General features: G+C 52.9%; 15 protein-coding genes. 9 read left to right on the plus strand and 6 right to left on the minus strand.

The genetic code is table 11. The annotated features are described in order from the left end of the window. Positions 1–17 precede the first annotated feature (17 nt). Both kdgT and sodA read right to left on the minus strand, forming a co-directional pair. Positions 18–1,001 carry a 2-keto-3-deoxygluconate transporter gene (gene kdgT / locus HV311_RS24090; protein ID WP_016155204.1) on the minus strand — a complete coding sequence of 328 codons (984 nt, stop codon included), beginning with the start codon at positions 999–1,001 and terminating at the stop codon, positions 18–20. A 235-nt stretch (positions 1,002–1,236) separates the two neighbouring features. Then, positions 1,237–1,857 carry a superoxide dismutase [Mn] gene (gene sodA / locus HV311_RS24095; RefSeq protein ID WP_181633038.1) on the minus strand — a complete coding sequence of 207 codons (621 nt, stop codon included), beginning with the start codon at positions 1,855–1,857 and terminating at the stop codon, positions 1,237–1,239. A gap of 255 nt (positions 1,858–2,112) precedes the next feature. On the opposite strand from sodA, the gene HV311_RS24100 reads away from it, so the two are divergent. Continuing rightward, positions 2,113–3,534, plus strand: a complete 1,422-nt coding sequence (locus tag HV311_RS24100; protein WP_191220550.1) for an L-fucose/L-arabinose isomerase family protein — start codon at positions 2,113–2,115, stop codon at positions 3,532–3,534. A gap of 201 nt (positions 3,535–3,735) precedes the next feature. Beyond that, a complete protein-coding gene (rhaT, locus tag HV311_RS24105) occupies positions 3,736–4,770 on the plus strand; it encodes an L-rhamnose/proton symporter RhaT (protein WP_016157897.1) in 1,035 nt (344 codons plus the stop codon). Here rhaT and rhaR read toward each other — a convergent pair. Both rhaR and rhaS read right to left on the minus strand, forming a co-directional pair. Continuing rightward, entirely contained in the window at positions 4,767–5,615 is an 849-nt protein-coding gene (gene rhaR / locus HV311_RS24110) for an HTH-type transcriptional activator RhaR (protein WP_016155201.1), read from the minus strand. The genes rhaT and rhaR overlap by 4 nt on opposite strands. A 105-nt stretch (positions 5,616–5,720) precedes the next feature. Then, the gene (gene rhaS, locus HV311_RS24115; protein WP_016157890.1) at positions 5,721–6,569 is read right to left on the minus strand and encodes an HTH-type transcriptional activator RhaS; all 849 of its coding nucleotides are present in this window, start codon (positions 6,567–6,569) and stop codon (positions 5,721–5,723) included. Between the two features lie 300 nt (positions 6,570–6,869). Between rhaS and rhaB the strand changes: the two genes are divergently transcribed. The 5 genes from rhaB to rhaM all read left to right on the plus strand — a co-directional run bounded on the left by rhaB (position 6,870) and on the right by rhaM (position 12,152). Continuing rightward, positions 6,870–8,339: a rhamnulokinase gene (gene rhaB, locus HV311_RS24120; protein WP_016155199.1), complete on the plus strand. Its 1,470-nt coding sequence runs from the start codon at positions 6,870–6,872 to the stop codon at positions 8,337–8,339. After that, positions 8,336–9,595 carry an L-rhamnose isomerase gene (gene rhaA / locus HV311_RS24125; protein WP_019077926.1) on the plus strand — a complete coding sequence of 420 codons (1,260 nt, stop codon included), beginning with the start codon at positions 8,336–8,338 and terminating at the stop codon, positions 9,593–9,595. The genes rhaB and rhaA overlap by 4 nt, the downstream gene beginning before the upstream one ends. Before the next feature lie 143 nt (positions 9,596–9,738). Next, the gene (gene rhaD, locus HV311_RS24130) at positions 9,739–10,566 is read left to right on the plus strand and encodes a rhamnulose-1-phosphate aldolase (protein WP_016155197.1); all 828 of its coding nucleotides are present in this window, start codon (positions 9,739–9,741) and stop codon (positions 10,564–10,566) included. A gap of 126 nt (positions 10,567–10,692) precedes the next feature. Then, positions 10,693–11,841: a lactaldehyde reductase gene (gene fucO / locus HV311_RS24135; protein ID WP_047415603.1), complete on the plus strand. Its 1,149-nt coding sequence runs from the start codon at positions 10,693–10,695 to the stop codon at positions 11,839–11,841. Then, a complete protein-coding gene (rhaM, locus tag HV311_RS24140; protein WP_191220551.1) occupies positions 11,838–12,152 on the plus strand; it encodes an L-rhamnose mutarotase in 315 nt (104 codons plus the stop codon). Before fucO ends, rhaM begins: the two co-directional genes overlap by 4 nt. A 291-nt stretch (positions 12,153–12,443) precedes the next feature. On the opposite strand, the gene HV311_RS24145 is transcribed toward rhaM, so the two are convergent. Together HV311_RS24145 and HV311_RS24150 are read right to left on the minus strand one after the other, a co-directional pair. Next, the gene (locus HV311_RS24145; RefSeq protein WP_191220552.1) at positions 12,444–13,841 is read right to left on the minus strand and encodes a carbohydrate porin; all 1,398 of its coding nucleotides are present in this window, start codon (positions 13,839–13,841) and stop codon (positions 12,444–12,446) included. Between the two features lie 336 nt (positions 13,842–14,177). Then, positions 14,178–14,726, minus strand: coding sequence for a helix-turn-helix domain-containing protein (locus tag HV311_RS24150; RefSeq protein WP_016155192.1), 549 nt, complete (start codon positions 14,724–14,726; stop codon positions 14,178–14,180). A gap of 101 nt (positions 14,727–14,827) precedes the next feature. On the opposite strand from HV311_RS24150, the gene HV311_RS24155 reads away from it, so the two are divergent. Together HV311_RS24155 and HV311_RS24160 are read left to right on the plus strand one after the other, a co-directional pair. Next, positions 14,828–15,487, plus strand: coding sequence for an AzlC family ABC transporter permease (locus HV311_RS24155; protein WP_016155191.1), 660 nt, complete (start codon positions 14,828–14,830; stop codon positions 15,485–15,487). Beyond that, positions 15,487–15,810, plus strand: coding sequence for an AzlD domain-containing protein (locus tag HV311_RS24160; protein WP_016157884.1), 324 nt, complete (start codon positions 15,487–15,489; stop codon positions 15,808–15,810). The genes HV311_RS24155 and HV311_RS24160 overlap by 1 nt, the downstream gene beginning before the upstream one ends. Positions 15,811–15,952 lie beyond the last annotated feature (142 nt).

Genomic DNA, 15,952 nt, shown 5'->3' on the forward strand with positions numbered 1-15,952 from the left:
CATCCGGCAAAAGAGGCTTACTTCACGGCGCTACGAATATCAATTTCCGCCGCCCTGGCTTTTACTCTTTTCGACCAGATGGAAGTGATAATCGGCACCAGAATGGAGGTCACAATCACCGACGTGGCGACAAGGGAAGTTGCTGCCGGCGCCATCGGTTTAAATGCCGGAACCATTTCAGCAATCAGCACTGGCGTAGCGACCGCCGCACCAGCTGAGCTGGAGGCCGCAATCCCCGCTGTGCCATCGCCGCCGCCAATCAGTTTATCGGCGATAATCAATGGAATACCGGTAATGATAATTACCGCCACGCCCAGCAAAATACCCAGTACACCGGTCTGCGCAATCACGCTCAAATCAATGGTGTTACCAAGCGCGAAGGCAAAGAAAGGAATCAACGTCTGCACCGCTTTGCTGAAGAATTCCCGCAGCTCAGGGTCCAGATTCCCCAGCGCAAAGCCAATCAGGAACGGTAATACGGCCCCGACAAACACGTGTGGTTCAAACGAAGCGATCCCGGCGGTTCCCAGAATCACCATAGTCATCAGCGGGCCAGACTCCAGCGACATTAGGACAAACGCCCCGGCCTCTTCTTTGGTGCCGTACTGCTGCATAATCGAGGCATACAGCCCGCCGTTGGTCATATCCATGGCGGCCACCAGCGCCAGCGTAGACAAGCCGGCGAAGAAACCAACTTCTACACCATGTTCCGGCAGAATACGTGAAGCAATCGCCGCGACCACCCACGCTACCAGGATCTTGGTTATGACCAGCGTACCCGATTTACGCAGTACGGTACCGGTAGCGCTTAGCTTGATCGACGCCCCCATACAAAAGAACCAGACCGCCAGAATAGGCACCGTACCGGTGATCATACCGTTGGTAAAGGAGCCGAAGTATTTCCCGGCGCCGGGGGAAAAGGTGTGACACAACGCGCCCAGAAAAAGCGGCACCAGCATCATGCCGCCTGGGATTTTCTCTATCGTTCGTTTGATCTGCATTTCCATCACCTGTAGACATAAAAATGGGGCAATTTTTATGGGCGATTGCATCTTGCTTATGAGATGCGCCCGTCTTGATGAAACGAAGATAGACATTCATAGAGACTATAAAAGTGATCTCACTCGCATAATAAAACCTTGTTTCAATTTAATTGGATCATTGTTTTTATATTGATTTTGATCACAAAAAAACCCCCACAAGCATCGCTTGCAGGGGCTTATCAAAGCGTAGAACTTATTTTTTCGCTGCGAAACGCGCGGCAGCTTCGTCCCAGTTCACCACGTTCCAGAACTCTTTGATGTAGTCCGGACGGCGGTTCTGGAATTTCAGGTAGTAAGCGTGTTCCCAAACGTCCAGGCCCACGATCGGGAAGCCGGAAGCGCCAGAGATAGCTTCACCCATCAGCGGGGAATCCTGGTTAGCAGTGGAAACAACAGCCAGTTTGTCACCTTTCAGAACCAGCCACGCCCAGCCGGAACCAAAACGGGTTGCTGCAGCTTTTTCAAATTCAGCTTTGAAGTTGTCCACGGAGCCGAAGTCACGTTCGATAGCCGTTTTCAGGTCGCCCTGCAGCGTAGTACCGGTTTTCAGACCTTTCCAGAACAGGCTGTGGTTAGCGTGGCCGCCCGCGTTGTTACGCAGTACGGTTTTCTTGTCTGCTGGCAGTTGATCCAGTTTGGTGATCAGCTCTTCAACAGGCAGGCTCGCGAATTCAGGCAAGCTTTCCAGCGCAGCGTTCGCGTTGTTTACGTAAGCCTGGTGGTGTTTGGTATGGTGGATTTCCATCGTCTGCTTATCAAAGTGCGGTTCAAGGGCATCATAAGCGTACGGCAGGGATGGCAGTGTATAACTCATAATCATCTCCAGTATTGTCGGGCGGCCAGTGTTAACGCCGCGTAAGCAGTTGGGTCATTATAGTTAATTAAATGATATTGAAAATGATTATCAATGCCGTACTTTTTACATGGCTATTATGAGGTAAAAGTGTGAGCATCACTGGGAAAATCAGGCTGATTTTGCCAATCTGAGTAGAAAATAGGCAGCGACATGAAGGACATGGGAGATAAAGCACGACATAGTCTGAAAATTATCTCACAAGGAAATATTGCTATGTCTGTCAACATCGCCCTTTTTGGTATCGGCCTCGACACATACTGGCCCCAGTTTACAGGCCTGGAGTCACGTCTTCAGGGCTATCTGCAATCAATTGATGATCGCCTGACGGCGCAACAAGCCAGCGTGATTAATGGCGGCCTGATTGATAACGTCGATAAAGCCGATGCCCTTATCAGACGGTTGCAGCAACAGCCGGTCGATGCTGTCTGTCTTTACATCAGCACCTATGCGCTCAGCTCAACGGTGCTACCGCTTGTGCAGAGTATCAATAAACCGGTCATTATTCTGGCCCTACAGCCAGAGCCAGGGCTGCCTTATTCAACAATCCGTCAAATTCCCGATCGTGGAGGTCGTACTGGAGAGTGGCTGGCGCACTGTCAGGCCTGCAGCGCACCCGAACTGGCAAACGTGTTTAACCGTGCAAATATCCGCTTTCAGTTGATTGTTGGCGCATTACAGGGCGATGAGTATGTCTGGCAACAAACGGCGCAGTGGCTACAGGCACTTAACGCTCGTCAAATGCTGGCAAATTGTCAGGTCGGCGTCCTCGGGCACTATTATGACGGCATGGTAGACGTTTACAGCAATATGACGAACTTGTCCGCCAAAATGGGCGTACGCTTTAAGCCATTGGAAATGTGTGAGTTGGCGGAATATCGCGAGCAGGTCAGCGAGGCAGACCTCAACGCCAAACGACAGGAAATGCACCGTGTACTTCAGTTGGATGCGGCATGCGAACCTGCAGAGCTCAACCGCGCACTCACCACTGCCTGCGCCATGGATAAACTAATTGCCCAGAATAAACTCGGTGCACTAGCCTATTACTATGAAGGCCGTAACGGCAACGCTTACGAGAACATCATCACCTCAATCATTCTCGGCAACACGCTGCTTACCCACCGTGGTATTCCCGTAGCGGGAGAATATGAAATCAAAAATGTGCTGGCGATGAAAATTCAGCAACTTCTGGGGGCTGGCGGTTCATTCTCAGAACCATATGGCATTGAATTTAATGATGATGCTGTTTTGTGGGGACATGACGGTCCGGCACACCCGCTGATGGCGGATGGTCCGGTGAGTCTGGTGCCGCTGCCGGTTTATCATGGTAAACCCGGTAAAGGTGTATCTATCCAGATGACCGTAAAATCAGGTCCGGTGACCTTTCTTTCGGTAATTGAAGATGCCGAAAACGGGGTGCGTTTACAGTATGCCGAAGGTGAAGCTGTACCAGGTGAAGTCCTGGATATAGGCAACACCAATAGCCGCTATCGCTTCCCGTTATCAGCTCGCGAGTTCACCACGCAATGGTGTATGGGCGGCCCAGCTCATCATTGCAGCATTGGCCTGGGACACCATGGCGAGGCACTGGAAAAACTCGCCTGGCTACTGGGTATTCAGGCAGTAAGAATTTGCTAATCCTCTATATTTCCGCCCTTCTCAAAAAAGAGGGGCGGAGCCGCATTTGTGATCAATATCCCTTTCATCCCCTGAATTTTGCCAGCATTACTGATCACACGGCAGCATGCTGAAGGTTAATCTATTGCTCACTCTTTAGACTTTTGAACATCAAAACGGGTGTTTTCATCCTGCCAAATCGATAATTCAAAAGGAAACAGAATGGGTAACGCAATTACGATGGGGATAATATGGCATCTTATCGGTGCCGCTAGTGCCGCTTGTTTCTATGCCCCTTTTAAAAAGGTACAACACTGGTCCTGGGAAACCATGTGGTCTATAGGTGGTTTTGTTTCATGGCTGATCCTTCCCTGGCTCGTCAGCGCGATCCTTCTGCCGGACTTCTGGGCCTATTACAGTTCATTCAGTGCGTCCACCCTGCTGCCGGTATTTTTATTCGGTGCCATGTGGGGGATTGGTAATATCAACTATGGCCTGACTATGCGCTATCTCGGTATGTCGATGGGGATCGGGATCGCTATCGGCATTACGCTAATTGTTGGTACCTTAATGACGCCAATCATTGCCGGTAAATTTGACGTGCTCATTGGCACACCAGGCGGACGTATGACCCTGCTCGGCGTGCTGGTCGCCCTGATCGGAGTGGCGATTGTCACCCGCGCCGGACAGTTAAAAGAGCGCAAGATGGGCATCAAAGCCGAAGAGTTCAATCTGAAAAAAGGTCTGATACTGGCGGTGATGTGCGGCTTTTTCTCCGCGGGGATGTCCTTTGCCATGGATGCGGCTAAACCAATGCACGAAGCCGCTGCAACACTCGGTATCGACCCGCTGTATGTCGCCCTGCCAAGCTATGTAGTCATCATGGGCGGTGGTGCGGTGATCAATCTGGGATACTGCTTCATTCGTCTGGCAAAAATGAAAAACCTGTCAGTAAAGGCCGACTTCTCTTTAGCAAAACCGCTGATTATCAGCAATATCCTGTTTTCGGCGCTTGCTGGCCTGATGTGGTATCTCCAGTTCTTCTTTTACGCCTGGGGCCATGCCAAAATTCCAGCACAGTATGACTACATGAGCTGGATGCTGCACATGAGCTTCTACGTCCTGTGCGGCGGTATCGTGGGCCTGATCATGAAAGAGTGGAGCAATGCAGGGAGACGTCCGGTCAGCGTGCTAAGTCTTGGCTGCGTAGTGATCATTGTCGCAGCAAACATTGTTGGTCTGGGAATGGCCAGCTAATCATGTTGGGTACTGAGATGACGCCACTGGCTCGGCGTCATCCCGGTTTCGCGCGTGAATACCACCGAAAAGTAGTTACTATCCTCAAAGCCGCAGCGCATGGAAATCTCACTAATCATCAACCGACTATGCTTGAGCAGATACTGTGCATGGCACACCCGCACCTGGCGCTGATACTGGTTGATAGTCATCCCGGTCTGGCTACGGAACTGCTGGCGCAAAACGCGTTCGCTGCACCGTTCACGCTCGCAAAACGTATCCAGTTCGAACGCATGCTCATGGCTACCGGCTAACGCGGTGATCAGTTTATCCAGCAGCGTTTCACTTGACGTCGCCGGGAGCGTATCCGTGGCATAACGATGACGTTTAAGGTGAGTTACCAGTTGACCAAACAGCAGCTCAGCCATGGTAAAGGCCTGCGCATCGCGCTGATTACTTTCATGCTCAAGCTGGCTTATCACCTGTCTGGCCTGGGTCATGCCAACGCTGCCAAGTCGCCAGTGCGGCTGCCTCGGCGTACCGTCAAATCCGGGGATCGCCCCTTGCCAGTCAACATTCAGCGTTAACCGCTCCGGGCAGTAGATGATATTTTGCAACACAAGGTCGTTAACGGAGGTGTAGGAGTGTTTATCTTCGGCGCGAATATAAAACAGATCGCCACGGGTTATCCGGTACGGACGATCGTTAAGGACATGCAGACCATTGCCGCGCCAGACCAGAACCAGCTCGCAAAACTCGTGGGTATGCTCAGCAAAGACATCCTGCGGATAACGATCGGCCACGGCGACAGCCTGCTGCTCATGCGCAAAAAAGTCTGATTTCAAAAGAACCAGATGATTCGCCATCACATCACCTCAACCTGTACGCTTGCCGGATAAGCGCAGCGCATCCGGCATGAAAGGGTATGATTATCAGCAAACGGACGGTAAAAAACGTTGATAGCTTTCGCGTTACTGAAGGCTGCTTCCCGCTATAAGGTCACGCCCCTGACGAATATCGCGTGGCGACCACTCGAACTCACGGCGAAAAAGCGTCGAAAAGTGGTTACTGTCACCGAAACCGCAGAGATAAGCGATATCAGTCACGCTGTCATCACTGTGGCGGAGCAGATGTCGGGCTTTAATCAGTCGCAGACGGTTAAGGTAGCGCTGCGGCGTCAATCCTGTTTGCTGTTTAAGCTGGCGATGCAGAGTGCGTAAAGAGAGCGAAAACTTCTCGGCCAGCGCCTCCCAACACACCTCTTCGGCAAAGTTATCCTCCAGCCATGCCATCAAAAGGTTAAGCCGCGCATCGTTATCGGTCGCCGCTTCCATCAGGCTGCTTTTACGTAGCAGTACCAGCAACTGCATAAACAAGATCTCGCGATTTGCCGCCGTGGGCGTATCCATCTCCTCGCCGAGCGTCTCCATCTGCCCCACCAGGTGACGAACCTGCTGCAGTACGCCCTGGTTTACGCGCCAGTGGGAGGGATACTGCCCATTTTGTTCCTGAGGCAAAAGCTGATTCAGCCCGGCCAGAAATTGAAACGCATCCGGAGAGCGATACAAAACATTGGTCAGACACAGATTGTCAGTATGTTCATATAAATGCCTGTCATGATCGCGGACGAAACACACCGTACCGCCGCTGATGGTGTAAGGCTGTCCGTTAAACACATGGATCCCCGTTCCATGTTCGACCACCACAATTTCATGAAAATCATGATGATGTTCAGGAAACGCGGGCTGAGGAAGCCGCGGTTCAATAGCCACAGGCGCTTTACCTGTCGGAAAAAAATCCACGCAATGCAGTACGGTCATGACGGCTCCCCCTGATTAACGAATATGGCTGAATAGTAATTAAGGGTTCCTACCCTCACCTTAATTTTTTGACGCCAAAGTGCGTAAACACGGTTAATTCTTCAAGAAATGGCGGGAAAGATCGGGAAATGCGGAAGGCGTCACATCCGCCAAAATCCGCGCTATTAGTGGAAACTGTGAACAACATCACGTTCACCTTTGCCATGTTGCCAGCCGCTAATTGGGGCTGTCACTGTCAAGAAGGTACGCTTTATTCGGGGTTCTTAGACTGAGTGCAATAAAACTCAGAAGGACCTCGCCATGACTTTTCGCCATTGTGTCGCTGTCGATCTCGGCGCATCCAGTGGGCGCGTAATGCTCGCACGTTACGACAGTAAACACCGCACCCTGACGCTGCGTGAAATCCACCGCTTCGTTAACTGTCTGCAAAAAACGGACGGTTTTGACACCTGGGACATCGACAGCCTGGAAAACGACATTCGCCTTGGCCTGAAAAAAGTCTGTGATGAAGGCATTCGGATAGACAGCATTGGCATTGATACCTGGGGCGTGGATTACGTATTGATCGATAACGCCGGCCAACGTGTTGGTCTGCCGGTCTCTTACCGTGACAGCCGCACGACCGGCATTATGTCACAGGCGATGGCGCAGCCAGGTAAAGGTGAAATCTACCGCCGTAGCGGCATTCAGTTTCTGCCGTTTAACACTTTGTATCAGCTACGTGCGCTGGTTGAACAGCAGCCAGAACTGCTTGCGCAGGTGGCACATGCCCTGCTGATCCCCGACTACTTCAGCTTTCGCCTGACCGGCAAATTGAACTGGGAATACACCAACGCCACCACCACCCAGTTAGTCAATATCAACACCGACGACTGGGATGACACGCTGCTGGCGTGGACCGGGGCAGACAAAGCCTGGTTTGGTCGCCCGACGCATCCGGGGAACGTCATTGGTCACTGGATTTGCCCGCAGAAAAACCAAATTCCGGTTGTGGCCGTCGCCAGTCACGACACCGCCAGCGCGGTCATCGCTTCACCGCTGGCCGATAAAAATAGTGCGTATCTCTCTTCCGGTACCTGGTCGCTGATGGGCTTTGAGAGCAGAACGCCGTATACCAACGATGCGGCGCTGGCGGCGAACATCACCAACGAAGGGGGCGCGGAAGGGCGCTACCGCGTACTGAAAAACATCATGGGACTGTGGCTGCTCCAGCGCGTTTTAAAAGAGCGCCAGATTACCGACCTGCCAACGCTTATTGCCCAAACGCAAGCGCTGCCGGCCTGCCAATTCCTGATTAACCCGAACGACGATCGCTTTATCAACCCCGACGATATGAGCGCGGAAATTCAGGCGGCCTGTCGTGAATCGGGTCAACCCGTTCCCCAGCAAAACGCCGAACTGGCGCGCTGTATCTTCGACAGCCTGGCATTGCTATACGCTGACATTCTGCAAGAACTGGCACAACTGCGTGGTGCAGCATTTAGCCAACTGCACATCGTTGGCGGCGGCTGCCAGAACGCCCTACTGAACCAGCTGTGCGCGGATGCCTGCGGTATTCGCGTGATGTCCGGGCCGATTGAGGCCTCCACGCTCGGCAATATTGGCATCCAGTTGATGACGCTGGACGAGCTTAACAACGTCGATGATTTCCGTCAGGTGGTGCGTGCCAACTACGACCTGACCACCTTCATTCCAAATCCTGAAAGTGAAATTGCCCGCTACCAGGCGCAGTTTCCATCACTACGACAGACAAAGGAGCTTTGCGCATGACCACTCAACTTGAACAAGCCTGGGAACTGGCAAAACTGCGTTTCGCCGCGGTAGGCATTGATGTCGAGGCGGCCTTACGCCAGCTCGATCGTCTGCCGGTCTCCATGCACTGCTGGCAAGGCGATGATGTCGCCGGTTTCGAGAATCCGGAAGGCTCGCTCACAGGCGGTATTCAGGCTACCGGCAACTATCCGGGCAAAGCGCGTAACGCCACCGAACTGCGCGCCGATCTGGAGCAGGCGCTGAGCCTGATCCCTGGTCCAAAACGTCTGAATTTGCACGCGATCTATCTGGAGTCCGATACGCCGGTTGCCCGCGACCAAATCAAACCTGAACATTTTAAAAACTGGGTTGAGTGGGCGAAAGCAAACCAGTTAGGGCTGGATTTCAACCCCTCCTGCTTCTCTCACCCGCTGAGCGCCGACGGCTTCACGCTGGCCCACGCCGATGACACCATTCGCCAGTTTTGGATTGACCACTGCAAAGCCAGCCGTCGCGTCTCAGCGTATTTTGGCGAGCAGTTGGGTACGCCATCGGTGATGAATATCTGGATCCCGGATGGCATGAAAGACATTACCGTTGACCGGTTAGCGCCGCGCCAACGTCTGCTTGAAGCACTGGATGAAGTGATCAGCGAAAAACTCGACCCGGCGCACCATATCGACGCCGTCGAGAGCAAGCTGTTTGGCATCGGCGCCGAAAGCTACACCGTGGGCTCCAACGAGTTCTATATGGGTTACGCCACCAGCCGTCAGACCGCGCTGTGCCTGGATGCGGGTCACTTCCATCCGACTGAAGTGATTTCCGACAAAATCTCCGCCGCCATGCTGTACGTACCGCGTCTGCTGCTGCACGTCAGCCGTCCGGTGCGCTGGGACAGCGATCACGTGGTGCTGCTGGATGATGAAACGCAGGCGATTGCCAGCGAGATCGTTCGCCACAACCTGTTCGACCGCGTACACATCGGCCTCGACTTCTTCGACGCCTCTATTAACCGCATCGCCGCGTGGGTTATCGGCACCCGCAATATGAAAAAAGCCCTGCTGCGCGCGCTGTTAGAACCGACCGAACAACTGCGTCAGCTTGAAGCCAGCGGCGACTACACCGCACGTCTGGCCTTGCTGGAAGAGCAAAAATCGCTGCCGTGGCAGGCCGTGTGGGAGATGTACTGCCAGCGTCACGACACGCCAGCAGGAAGTCAGTGGCTGGACAGCGTGCGCGCCTATGAGAAAGAGATTTTGAGCAAACGTAGCTAACCGTGACACCAGGCTTACAGGCCGGATAAGACGCCCCACGTCGCTATCCGGCAATGAATGAAAGACGATTGCCGGATGGATCTTCACTTATCCGGCCTACGTAAGACCCGATAACGATCGGGCAATCAACAGGATCACCGAATATGCAAAACATGACTAATTCCTGGTTCGTCCAGGGGATGATCAAAGCCACTTCCGACGCGTGGCTGAAAGGCTGGGACGAACGTAACGGCGGCAACCTGACGCTGCGTCTGGATGAGGCTGATATTGCGCCATTTAGCGCCGATTTCCACGAAAAACCGCGCTATATCGCGCTAAGTCAGCCAATGCCTTTGCTGGCGAACACGCCGTTTATCGTCACCGGTTCCGGTAAATTTTTCCGTAACGTTCAGCTCGATCCCGCGGCAAATTTGGGCGTGGTGAAAGTAGACAGCGACGGCGCGGGCTACCACATCCTTTGGGGCCTGACCCACGAAGCGGTGCCAACCTCCGAGTTGCCGGCTCACTTCCTCTCCCATTGCGAGCGTATTAAAGCGACGAACGGCAAAGACCGCGTGATCATGCACTGCCATGCTACCAACCTGATCGCCCTGACCTACGTGCTGGAAAACAACACCCCGCTGATTACCCGCAAACTGTGGGAAGGCAGCACCGAGTGTCTGGTGGTGTTCCCGGATGGCGTCGGCATTCTGCCGTGGATGGTGCCGGGTACGGATGAAATCGGCCAGGCAACCGCCGAGGAAATGCAGAAACACTCGCTGGTACTGTGGCCGTTCCACGGCGTGTTCGGCAGCGGCCCCTCCCTCGACGAAGCATTTGGCTTGATAGATACCGCAGAAAAATCCGCCGAAGTTTTAGTCAAAATATATTCGATGGGCGGTATGAAGCAGACCATCACACGTGAAGAGCTGGTAGCACTGGCTAAACGCTTTGGCGTGACTCCGCTGGCCAGCGCCGTAGAGCTGTACTGATACCTGCCAACTCAACGCCGGATGCGGCTTCGCTTTATCCGGCCTACATGACGATGCACGTTTCACCGTCGGCCCGATAAGCGTAATGCCATCGGGCACCAGGGATTTTTTTTAAGGAGAATAGTGATGAGCTTTATGTTGGCACTGCCAAAAATTAGCCTGCATGGCGCCGGCGCGATTGCCGATATGGTGAATCTCGTGGCGAATAAACAATGGGGCAAAGCGCTGATCGTCACCGATGGTCAACTGGTGAAGCTGGGCCTGCTGGATAGCCTGTTTGCCGCACTGGATGAACATCAAATGTCTTACCACCTGTTTGATGAGGTGTTCCCGAATCCGACAGAAGAGCTGGTACAGAAAGGTTTTACGGCATATCAGGGGGCAGAATGTGACTACATTATCGCCTTCGGCGGCGGCAGCCCGATCGATACCGCCAAAGCGGTGAAGATCCTGACCGCCAACCCTGGCCCTTCTACCGCTTACTCCGGCGTGGGCAAAGTGAAAAATGCGGGCGTGCCGCTGGTTGCCATCAATACCACTGCTGGTACAGCAGCAGAGATGACCAGCAACGCGGTCATTATCGACTCTGCCCGCAAGGTCAAAGAGGTGATCATCGACCCGAACATCATCCCGGATATCGCCGTGGATGACGCCAGCGTGATGCTGGAAATCCCAGCCTCCGTTACCGCCGCAACCGGCATGGACGCCCTGACTCACGCGGTGGAAGCCTATGTTTCCGTTGGCGCGCATCCGCTCACCGACGCCAACGCCCTGGAAGCAATTCGCCTGATCAACCTGTGGCTGCCGAAAGCGGTCGACGATGGTTATAACCTCGAAGCCCGCGAACAAATGGCGTTTGGTCAGTACCTCGCAGGGATGGCGTTTAACAGCGCCGGTCTTGGACTGGTTCATGCGCTGGCACACCAGCCAGGCGCGACCCACAACCTGCCGCACGGCGTCTGCAACGCCATCCTGCTGCCGATCATCGAAAACTTTAACCGCCCTAACGCCGTGGCGCGTTTTGCCCGAGTGGCGCAGGCGATGGGAGTGGACACCCGCGGGATGAGCGACGAAGCGGCAAGCATGGAGGCCATCACCGCGATTCGTGCCCTGAGCAAGCGTGTAGGTATTCCGGCTGGTTTTAGTTCCCTTGGCGTGACGAAAGAGGATATTGAAGGCTGGCTGGATAAAGCGTTGGCCGATCCATGCGCGCCGTGTAACCCGCGCACTGCCAGCCGCGATGAGGTCCGCGAGCTGTATCTGGAGGCGTTATGATCCGCAAGGCCTTTGTGATGCAGGTGAATGCCGACGCGCACGTTGAGTATCAACGTCGGCACAATCCCATCTGGCCAGAACTGGAAGCGGTGCTGAAAGAGCACGGTGCCCATCACTACGCGATTTATCTCGATCAGGAACGCAACCTGCTGTTCGCCACCGTCGAGATTGAGTCAGAGGCGCGCTGGAACGCCGTTGCCAGCACCGATGTTTGCCAGCGTTGGTGGAAGCATATGCGTGATGTAATGCCGGCAAACCCGGACAACAGCCCGGTCAGCGCTGAGCTAAAAGAAGTGTTTTATCTGCCTTAACCGCTCTGTTTCCTCCCCTGACGGGGGAGGAAACTTTTTTCTCCCGTTAGCAGCATTGCGTTCGTTTTGTCATCCACGCCATTTCCCCACGACCCGGCACCTGCTCAGGCTTGCCAATGCTGAAAGTCTCCGGCGTCACCAAACTGGAAGATGGGACGGCATTTAACTACTCGTGTAGCTACAACCGCGCCGACAAGTTCAAAATCAAAAATAACTGGGTGGGGAAATAAAAGCCTGATGACCAGGCTATAAGAAAAAAGCGCCTGAATCCAGGCGCCTGAGAACGGAAAATCAGAAGAAGTATTTGAAGCGGAGACGCGCGCCGTAACGGTCGTCGTCGTCGGTATAATTCTCCGGATTGCTGTTATCGCTGTTAATCATCGAATAATAAGCGCCGAGATAAATATTAAAGTTCTGCATATCCATCACGTTCGGAATTAAATAAGACGCGTGAATGGTATGAATATCGTAAGTGCCCTCATTGTAGAACCAGTCATTATCATCGTGATCGATCAGACCGTTAAATTCGTCGATCTTGTTATGAGCATAGATATAGCCCAGTTCAAAGCGCTTCCACAGAACGTTGGCCGCCGCCGTAAAGTCTTTTTCGTTATCCGCATCGAGATAAGCGGTATTCAGGTTAAACACCAGGCCATTTTCCGGATCGGCTTTCAGACCGTTCCAGGTCATCGTCATACCGTAACCGGTACGATCGGACTGATCGACAAAGTTGCCCTGAGCATCGGTATATCCATAGGCGTTATTGATAACGTTCGATTCCATGGCCGCAGAAATCGTCAGCGCATCCACCGGTGTCCAGGCGACGACCGGGCGCAGATAAGCCACGTTTTTCTCCTGCGACATTTCACGACCATGATAGCGGCTATCCTGATAAAGCGAGGTACCATCTTCCAGCAGGGTATTTAACTCGAAATACCAGTTATCGAGCTGTTTGCTCATCAGGAAGCTGCCGCCGGAATCTGAACGGCCACGACCTTCTTTCATCATGTAGATGTAGCCGCTACCGTCATCATACAAATCGTTGGCGGTATGCCCTGAATGCTCAACAAAGGTATCCTGATTCAGCGGGAACATATCGTAAGCTTCGAAACGACCGACTTTTACTTTCCAGTCATTTTCCTGACCGAAGAAGAAAGCGGCGACATCAAGATTGACCGAACCCGTCATGTCAGCCAGCGGTTGCGCTGAAAAACCGGCGAAATAGCCGTTATCCAGCTTACGCATACCGTCAAAGCCCAGCAGGATACGTCCGTTCAGATCCCAGCGTTCATTGGTTGGGTCGCCCACATTCGAATTGGTTGCCGCCAGCACGCCTTTGTTGCTTTCCGCATCCATGTTGAATTCCACGTCGCCGTAGATTTTCAGATCGCCATAGCCGGAGAGCACCAGGTTAGGGGTGGTGGCGTTCTTTTTGGTCTCTTGTGCGGGCGTAGTGCCGTTGACTGGCGTATTTCCCTGAGCAACTTTAATTTCCTGGATCTCCGCAGCCTGCTGTACCTGCAATTGCTGCACCTGATTTTCCGCTTTTGCCGCGCGGTTTTCCGCAGCTTCCAGCCGAGCCTCCAGTTGTTCGAGCCGCTGTTCCAGAGTCATTTTTTGCGTTTTAGCAAAGCCATTATTTGCCACTAATAATAGACCTATTGCTAAAGCTAACGTCGATTTCTTCATTATTTGCTTTCCTTGAAATAAAGATCGTCCAACGTCTTCCGACCGGAAGACGCGCAACATGCAAATCCAAAAAATATTTTTATAGGTAATACGATACCGATGACTGAAATAAATTCAGAACATTAAAACGTGGCACCAGTGCAGGCTAATATTTATTATCATACTGATTTTATTATGTGTAACGTAGATATAATTAAGAATGTGAGGGATATAACAATAGTGCTGAAATTAACGAAAAATAATAAAAACAATTTTATATGAATAACAATAAAATATAATTAAAAATAATAAAGGCGCGAACGACAATCGCCGCGCCTTTATTTAATAAGCGTTCAATTAACTCTGCTCAGAAACCAGAATCGCCTGAGTGTCAGGCTCCAGTGCTTTAAAGATATGCGCTTGATCGGCAGGGTAACAAATATAATCGCCCTCACCTAACTCCTCCGGCGCTTCCGTCAATCCCACCATCGCCTTACCCTGCGTTACGATAATATGTTCAACCGATCCCGGTGGATGCGGTTGTGAAATACGATCCGCGCCCGGCTGCGTCAGCAGCAGATAGATATCCCGCCGCGCACCCGGTGGGCAGGCGGCCAGTAAAATGGCCTGATAGTGGGCCTGCTCAGCCACGACTTTTGTCCCTTCGCCGCGGCGAATCACCTGCGTTTTTTGCTCCTGCGGTTCCAGCAGGCGCGCAAAGGGAATATCTAACGCCACACACAGCGACCAGAGCGTTTCCAGGCTAGGATTTCCATTGCCCGCTTCCAATTGCGAGAGTGTCGATTTTGCAATCCCCGCGCGACGGGCAATCTCCGCCAGCGACAAACCGGTGCGCTGACGTTCACGCACCAGACTTTTCGCGATCATACTGATGGGCTGGGTCATTCACGACTCCATGTTTTTTATATCGAACGAATTGTTCGACTTGTAAAGCCAATTGGTCGCGTTCATTATAATGGAAACTCGTTCGATATGGCTAAAACGGTATGAAACATTATTTTTCCAGTCTCAAAGGCGACACGATAAAAGCAATATTTTTAGTCTGTCTGGCCGTCGGTGTAGTCGGCATGTCATACGGCTCGCTGGCGATGGCCTACGGCTTCCCGCTGTGGGTACCGTTTGTACTCTCTATTACTGTGCTGGCGGGCGCGTCCGAGTTTATGTTTATCGGCATTATCGCCAGCGGTGGTAATCCACTGGCGGCTGCGGCTGCGGGTTTACTGGTTAACGCCCGACACGTGCCGTTCGGCGTCACCGTGCGCGATCTGGTGGGCACCCGAGCTGCCAGTTTCCTCGGCTGTCATATTATGAACGACGAAAGCGTAGTCTTTGGCCTGTCGCAAAAAACGCCTGAGCAACGTAAAGCCGCCTACTGGCTGTGCGGTCTGGGCGTCGCAATTTTCTGGCCTGTTGGCACCCTGATCGGCGCAGGCGTCGGCAAACTGCTCCCTGCCCCGGAAACCATCGGTCTGGATGCCGTCTTCCCTGCCATTCTGCTGGCTCTGGTCGTCCCGGCATTCAAAAACCGCACTACGCTGATTCGTGCCTGTAGCGGCGCCACGTTGTCGCTTGCCGCCATTCCCTTTGCGCCGGTCGGTTTACCGGTTTTGCTCTCACTCTTTGGCTTACTGACGAGGAAAAAATAATGGGCAACATGACGCTGTTTATCGTCGGTATCGCCATGTTATCTGTGGGAACGTATTTAATGCGTTTAGGGGGAGCTAAGCTTGGAAGCCGTTTAGCGTTCTCAGAACGCTCGCAGGCGCTGCTTTCCGACGCCGCAACGGTATTACTGTTCTCTGTTGCGCTGGCGACCACCTTTTACGAAGGCGAACACTTTGCCGGGATGGCGCGCGTACTCGGCGTGGCTTTTGCGGTATTTCTCGCCTGGCGTAAGATGCCGCTGATCGTGGTGATCGTTGCCGCCGCAGTGGTAACCGCGCTGTTACGAATGGTGGGCATACACTAAGAATATAATTACCCTGGCGAAATATTCATCAGGGTAATCACCTGTAGCGTTATGTGTTTTACCCCACAAAACCAGGCGCTAACTCTGCCTCAAATTGTCACTTCCCGCTGACATATTGCTGCTCATCTCTTCACCATCTCAC

The sequence above is a fragment of the Citrobacter sp. RHBSTW-00881 genome (genome assembly GCF_013728515.1).
Taxonomy (GTDB): domain Bacteria; phylum Pseudomonadota; class Gammaproteobacteria; order Enterobacterales; family Enterobacteriaceae; genus Citrobacter; species Citrobacter braakii.